The organism is Desulfomarina sp. (assembly GCF_054039375.1).
In genome coordinates this window covers 1-7293 of record NZ_JBPLBA010000011.1, presented here as the reverse complement: position 1 = coordinate 7293, position 7293 = coordinate 1, and the positions used below count along the sequence as shown (strand labels likewise).

The window sequence follows — 7293 nt, the reverse complement described above, 5'->3', positions numbered from 1 at the left end:
GAGTAATTACAAAATGACAGACTGAATTTCATCCATATTCAGAGCAACCCCTCGGATTTATACCATTCGGCAGTATTGCGCAACCCTTCCAGTAAACCGACTTTCGGTGCATAACCAAGGAGCTTTTTGGCCTTGGTTATATCAAAAGAGCGACTCTTGGTAAAAAAATCAACTCTCCTCCTGTAAATGGGAGGTTCAATTCCCAAGGGAATACAGATCTTCTCACAGAGGCTCCCGACCAGCTGGAACGGCAGTGCGGGAACATGAACCTTTAACTCGGAACCGCCGTTTATTCGGGCAATTGTATCCAGCAGGGCATTGAGCTGGAGGTTTTCGTCTCCGCCGATTATGAAAGATTCACCTATTGCCTCCTCCTTTTCCGAGGCCAGAATAAACCCGTCCACCAGATCATCAATATAAACCATGTGATAATATATCTTTCCGGCACCGATCACCGGAGTAACCTTCTTCACCGCCAGTTTGAAGAGCTTCAGCAACCGCATGTCCCCTGGACCATAGATGGCAGTGGGACGCACCACAGACAGGGCAAGATCATTTTTCCGGGCAAACTCATGGGCGAACAGCTCGCCCTCCAGTTTTGTTCTCTGATAGATATCGGCCGGTGCGTAGGGAGAATCCTCCCGTGCCGGCGGTTCTTTAACATCGCCATGCACACCCACGGTACTGCAATGTACAAATCGTTTAACGCCATTTTTTACCGCGGCCTCCAGCAGATAACGGGTACCCTTGACATGAATGTCCTGATAATCCTGATCAACGGAACCGGCTGTCCTGAACATTGCGGCAATATTAAAAACCTTTTCACATCCGGCCACTGCTTTTTCCACTGAATCCCGGTCCCGGATATCCCCTTCAATGATTTCAAGACTGCTGCTCTCCGGCAGTGTAACCCTTACAGCTGACCGTACCAGCACCTTTACTTCATGGCCGTCCGACAATAATTTTTTACTGAGATTATGACCTGTAAAACCGGTTGCCCCGGTAACGAGAATTTTCATTTTTCCTTTTCTTTTTTCGTAACTACTCACAGGGGTAGCAATTATATGATTTTATTACCTCTGAACTGTAATTGCTCACAGGTGCCGCAGATTTTTACAGGCTCTTTTGTTCGCTATAGCCTACCTATGCGGACGAAAGAGACCGTGAAAAGCTGGGGTACCTGTGAGTAATTACCTTTTTTCTTATAAATCCAACTCGGAAGATCGTTTCGCCACCGTCAGGATTTTCAATATTATGATATAAACCAGCCTGACACTTATGAATCTGGCTGAGTTTCATGGACAATCCAGAGATTTCAACTGATATCATGAATGATACCTCGATAAAACTCTTTCAATTTCTGCCGAAAAGACTCAATTGAATGGTTCTGTTCCGCCACCTCTCTGCCTTTTTTTCCCAGCTCTTCCCGAAGATCCCGATCTCTGAGTAAAGTGACCATACCCGCGGCCATACTCTCTGGATCCGGTTCCACAAGGCAGGCAAAACCGTCATTCAGGACCTGGGTATGGGTCGGTAGTCTGGTTGCCAGAACCACCTTGCCGGAGGCAAGATAGGAATACAGTTTCATGGGGGTATTGTTCCCCTGGATACGGGGGGAAAGCAGGATATCGGCCTGTCTGAGATAATGGGCCAGAAGAGCCACCGGCCGCATACCACAGAAAAAAGTGTGCTCCCCGATACCAAGTGTTACCGCCTTTGCCCTGTAATGGGCTATTGTTTCTTCTGTCCCGCCGATTATCACCAGACTGCCCCCACACCCCTGCTGCCGGGCCAGTCGGAAGCTTTCCAGGAGCAAGTCTATTCCCTGGTATCCTTCAAGATTTCCCACGTAAAGCATAATCGGCCCGGAAATTGCGTATCTTTTTCTCAGCAACTCATCCGAATGGGCATTTTCATCCAGCAGGCTGATATCCTCCAACCGGACAATTCTCTTTTCCGGATCATATTCACCGGCAATATCCTCCAGTTCACGGCACACCGCTGCAACTCCGATACTGCCCCGGACAGCACTTCTTTCAAAAAAGGTGAGCAATGGTCGAAAGGGGCGAAGAAAAGAAAGCTTGTCAACTATCTGGATAACAAGGGAAGAATCCATATCATATACATATGGAATTCCTGAAAAAAAAGAAACGGCCCTGGCAAGAAAAACAGCTTCCTCCACCGCGTGAACCAGGTCAAAATCATATTTTTTCAGCAGACGAAGCATGGAAAAAAACATCACTCCGTCGCAGACGATTTTTTTTATTGAAATAGAGGGTGGAATATTCTTGATTCCTGCAATTGCCGGAATCCTGTGCAGGGTCACACCATCCATAACGATATCTTCGCCTTCGTGGAAGACAAGCAGATGCACATCAAAACCGAGGCGGGCCAGCTCTTCCGCCAGCAGTTTCACAGCAATTGGCGTACCTCTTTCCTGGTAAAAAGGCTGGGGGGCAAGGATCAGTATCTTTCTGCCGGTAAAAACCGTATCAGCCGCCACCGCCATCTCCCTCTCCACGCTTCTCCAGGTCTGCACGGACAATGACAGGAGAACCAAAAAAATGTGTTGCTCCGGTCAACCTGCAGCACCCCTCAACAAGGGTAGAAAAAAACCTGTTTTTCACCTTCCGGTGGACAACCATCGGTAGAAGAAATTCAGGCCTGAACACTATTCTGCCACAACCGTTCTTTTTAAATTCTGCTGCTATCTCACCCCTGGAAAAGAGGGTGAACGGCCGGGTATTTCCCTCCATTCTCTTTTTCATACCGAAAAACTGTTCATAAAGAATATTAGTGCTCCTCCTGTCCGGGTAATCTACAATAACACATCTCTGTGCCACCCGGCACAGTTCCGCCATCAGCTCCCGCCACCTCCCGGCATGGGGAAGGTAACGAAATGCCATGACCACTTCAAAACTGTTATCATCAAAGGGCAGGTTAAGAGAATCACAGGTAAGATACTCAAAACTGTCAGGGGCAAGCCGCTGGTCAAGGCGTGTTCTGCAACTGTCCGCACTCCCGGTCACCGTCACGTCAAACCCTCTATGGACAAGGGGCTCGGCAAGTTGAGCGTGCCCCCCACCCACATCAAGAACCCTTGCCTTGGGCAATCCTTCAAGCAGGTCCAGGGTTATCGCAAGCTGCCTTTCAAGAAAGAATTCACCGGCAACACCTTTGAACCGTGACGCGTAATCGGCTGTAGCTGTCTCTATATCCGCTGTTTCCTGAAACATGTTTATCTTCCCAGGTTCCACAACAGCTTTATGATTTATTCCATGTAACATAACAACGCTCCACCTGCGCTATCTGTGAGGCTTCCTCCTCTTTTGTCCAGTCCAGAACCCGGCCCATGATTCGGGCAAGGTTCTGAAGAACATGGGGAGGAGGGCATTCCGCAGAACCGAGGCACGACCTTCTGAACACCACATCAGCCAGATTGACTGCCATCTCCTCGGCAATAAAATAGAGAACCTCCGCCTCAAGAAGAAGCGGATTGTCACTCACCCGCTGAACTCTGCCGTCCCGAAACCCGCCACGCTCCACCAGGAAAGCAAAAACATCCCGCCAGGCAGAACCGTAAACAGATTGCAGGTGAGAACGAATCTCAATATATTCTTCCCCGAGTTCACGGATCAGCGGTCCGAAATCAGTTCTGGGCCTTTTTCGGCTCACTCTATATGCTGCCTCCGTTTTTTCCGGAAGCATCTTCAACCTGCGAATGCCGGCCAGGACCCGCCCGGCAATATCAGGGGCAGTTGTGTATTTTACACCCTTGATGGTAATAAGTCCTTTTACTCCACCTTCTTTCCCATGGAAAAGTACTTCTGAAGATTTATTCAGCTGAACGCTGTCAGGTTTTTGCGTATCCGCCTCTTTCATAGGCAGAATTCCGCCATGAAAAAAAGTCACATCGTCCATGGACAACTTCCCCGGAGGGTAGATCTTATTGATCTCCAACAGAACCTCATTAATATCTTCTCCCCCGAGAGAAAACTGATCAGCCGGACCTGTCCAGGGCTTATAAGCCGTACCGATCATTGTATACTCTTTGCGCCAGGGGACAAAGAAAAAGAGCCGCTTTCCCCGCTTAATTACAGCGTCCCTGTCCACATAATCCGTATACCCCTCAAGCCCCACACCATAGCGTTTGAACAGCTTTTTTTTCACTATGATATTAATGGCTGCAGCCCATTTCTGCCCGGCCACTCCGGATTCCGTACCGGAGAGCAGACCTACCTGCGGTCCACAGGCATTGACCGCCAGGGAACAGGAGAGGGTGAACTCGCTGTTATTGAGAAGATCCCTGACCCGCAGCCCGCAAAGCTGGTTTCCATTTTTTTCCAGGGAGAGAACCTCCATATAGTTTGCCATACAGCCGCCATATTTTGCACTTTCCCTGACATATTCCAAAGTCAACCGTTCACTGTTCTCGGCAATAGCGTCGTACCAGACAGCACCACCCGTGAGATTTTCCTCGTCTATTCCCGGTACAATCCATCTGCACTCGTCAACCGACAGCGAAGTCCCGGCAGGAAGATGATTTTCTCTGATCAGCCCCCTGTTCCTGTCGAAAGCAACCAGGTCATAAATTCCAAAGGCGAGCCGCATCATTTCCCTGCCCCTGACACCATGACCATAGGTGGGCATAAGACAGGCCAGAGGTTTGACCAGGTGGGGCGCAAAGGACATCATTGCTCTTCTGGAGACAATAGACTCACGCATCCTTTTGAAATCCCCATGCTGGAGATAACGGATACCACCATGAATAATTTTCAGGCTGTTGGCAGAGGTGGCGTGTCCGAAATCCCCTTTTTCCAGAAGGGCGACTGTATAACCGGCCCTGGCCGCTTCCATGGCCAGGACGGCACCATGAATACCTCCTCCGATAATGACTATATCAAAACGGGTCGTCAGCAACCGTTCTCTTTCTCTCTTCATAAACTTTATCGCAACTGCTCACATGGTTAATAACTGATTGTTTCCCTCATTTCGTACAAAACTCAGCCTGCTGTTTATCTGAAAATCCGCGGCTGAGGGTTGTATCGCCGCAGTCGGGATTTTCATTGACTTTTTGTGGCCGAGCCATAGAGTCCGGCCATGCCGGTTTATCTATGTTTTCTGTTTACACGCAACATCAACTGATTTTTTAAAAATGTGCAGATATGCTGAGATCTGCCAAAGGGAACCACCTGACAGTTACGGTGCAGCAGAAGTTTTTTCAGTTCATGGGCCGGCTTGTCCATATTTTTTATTCCTTCATGGGGCAAACATCCGCCGAAACTGCCGACACGCTTTTCTTCTCCGGATACCGGCAGCGGATCCGTTCCGGAGAGCAGGGCGGTTTTTTCCTTTCCTGATGATTGTAACCTCGAGGGAAACGGCCAGATGGAGGGCCTGACACCGCTGTCTCCCAGGAATAAACCATTTTCGTCGCGACACGATAAACTTTCAGCAAGCCTTTTACCGCGTTTTCCAAGCCACTTTCCGGTACCCCACGGACAGACAGGGATACCTCCGGCTTCCCGCACCGCAATAGCTGCAGTATCGAGATCCATGCCATCATCAAGATCCCTGTCACAGAACAAGGCCAATAGCTCAAGACGTTCCTCTGTAACAAGTTGTCTTCCGTGAACCAGTACCAGCGACAACGCCATCCACTCGGGATGACTGATCACCAGCGAACCACACTGACTCCGCGTGACGCGCCATTGATATTCTCCATCCTCCCCGGCCAGCGTCTGAAAATACGCAAAATAATTGAGACCAGCGGATTCGGTCAAAAATATGAATCCTGTCAGTTGCTCTCTGCTTCCTTGAATTCTCCCGGCAGCCTCCGTAAAGTTCCTAAAAGCAGCACGAACAAAGACATCCAGGTCAAAACAGTCGTAAATATGAGCATGGCCATCAAAAAGAATCATTTCCCGTCCCTGATTGCCGAAACAATCTCCAGACCGAAATCTTCGGCTCTCTTTATCTCGTCCGGATGGTCGAGAACAGCTTTTCTCTTGTCCACACCTTTAATGAGTAACTCACCACCATATTCCACATCCATGGCATCAAAAATATAGCGACTGGTCAGAACAGAGCAGTCAAAAATCTTTGCCCCCCTGGTGGCTGCGGTAGAAAGCAGGTAACCTTTTCGCGTCTCACCTTCACGCCATCGTTCCTTCAGCAGATATTTTCTGGCCCACCTGGCCTGCATTCTGTCACCGAAAATCTTGCATTGGGCCGAAAGACCATAAAAATAAACAGGACTGACGAGGAGAACAGAGTCTGCCGCATCAACCTGCTCATACAGGCCGATCATATCATCGTTGATCACACACATACCGCTTTTATCGCATCCTCCGCAACCCTGGCAAGGGCGTAGAGACAGGTCATTGAGCCGGACATATTCCACCGAGCCGCCATTTTTTTCAAAAGCGGCTGCCACAGTTTTTGCAGTTGTTTCACTGTTTCCGTTTTTTCTGGGACTTCCGAGCAGGACAAGCATATTCATGGAATATCCTCCTTTTCTCCGTAATCAATGGTAACGGGAAATTACTCACCGGGTTAATAACTCTGTGTTTTTTGTCTCTGAAGTCAATGTCGTTAACTTATGCGATGTGTCCCATTCCGACCTCGTCCGAGGGACGCCATAAATCCGTCCCTGGGGGCTTGGCTGCAGACACCCACCGCCAAGGTCAGAATGGGACACATTGGTTCAGAAGGAATAAAATCAACAACTTGCACCCCCTGTGACCAGTTACACTTAAGGGTACCTTGAAAAAAGAAAGAAAATCTCCTCCAGACGGGATAGTATGCAGATTAGCCCTTTTTGGCAAGCATGATGATGAAATCCTTTTGAAAAAAACGTAATTGCTCACAGGCACCCCAGCTTTTCACGGTCTCTTTTGTCCGCATAGGTTGGCTATAGCGAACAAAAGAGCCTGTAAAAATCTGCGGCACCTGTGAGCAATTACAGTTCAGAGGTAATAAAACCACAGAGTTGCTACCCTTGTGACCAATTACAAAAAAAACGGATGAATAATAGACAAAAAAAGAGGCAGCACCCTGCGCCCGGGGGTGTTGCCTCTTTTAGAGTCTCCCTGTTTTTACAGGGAGAACCCGTTTCTATGTAATTGCAGTCAGCTATTTTTTTCTTCTGCCAAAACCGGCAAGGCCGACAAGCCCCGCACCGAAGAGCAGCATGGTGGCTGGCTCAGGCACAGGCGCCGTTCCGCCACCGATAATATCATTGTCACACCATGGAGCATAGGCAACAAAAAAGCTGTCAGGGTCAAGCTCTAT

7 protein-coding genes are annotated in these 7293 nt (G+C 48.9%); all 7 read right to left on the bottom strand.

Going from position 1 to position 7293, the window contains the following annotated elements:
- Window positions 1-38: 38 nt before the first annotated feature.
- Window positions 39-1019 carry an NAD-dependent epimerase/dehydratase family protein gene (locus ACXLDX_RS00615; protein ID WP_457575248.1) on the bottom strand — a complete coding sequence of 327 codons (981 nt, stop codon included), beginning with the start codon at window positions 1017-1019 and terminating at the stop codon, window positions 39-41.
- 296 nt (window positions 1020-1315) lie between these two features.
- Window positions 1316-2521: a glycosyltransferase family 4 protein gene (locus ACXLDX_RS00610; protein WP_457575247.1), complete on the bottom strand. Its 1206-nt coding sequence runs from the start codon at window positions 2519-2521 to the stop codon at window positions 1316-1318.
- The gene (locus ACXLDX_RS00605) at window positions 2493-3287 is read right to left on the bottom strand and encodes a class I SAM-dependent methyltransferase (RefSeq protein ID WP_457575246.1); all 795 of its coding nucleotides are present in this window, start codon (window positions 3285-3287) and stop codon (window positions 2493-2495) included. The genes ACXLDX_RS00610 and ACXLDX_RS00605 overlap by 29 nt, the downstream gene beginning before the upstream one ends.
- Window positions 3265-4941 (bottom strand): glycerol-3-phosphate dehydrogenase/oxidase, encoded by a 1677-nt coding sequence (locus ACXLDX_RS00600; protein ID WP_457575245.1) that lies wholly within the window; start codon window positions 4939-4941, stop codon window positions 3265-3267. Before ACXLDX_RS00600 ends, ACXLDX_RS00605 begins: the two co-directional genes overlap by 23 nt.
- A gap of 167 nt (window positions 4942-5108) precedes the next feature.
- Window positions 5109-5921, bottom strand: a complete 813-nt coding sequence (locus ACXLDX_RS00595; RefSeq protein WP_457575244.1) for a hypothetical protein — start codon at window positions 5919-5921, stop codon at window positions 5109-5111.
- Window positions 5918-6502 (bottom strand): flavodoxin family protein, encoded by a 585-nt coding sequence (locus ACXLDX_RS00590; protein WP_457575243.1) that lies wholly within the window; start codon window positions 6500-6502, stop codon window positions 5918-5920. The genes ACXLDX_RS00595 and ACXLDX_RS00590 overlap by 4 nt, the downstream gene beginning before the upstream one ends.
- A 632-nt stretch (window positions 6503-7134) precedes the next feature.
- Window positions 7135-7212: a PEP-CTERM sorting domain-containing protein gene (locus ACXLDX_RS00585; protein ID WP_457575249.1), complete on the bottom strand. Its 78-nt coding sequence runs from the start codon at window positions 7210-7212 to the stop codon at window positions 7135-7137.
- Window positions 7213-7293 lie beyond the last annotated feature (81 nt).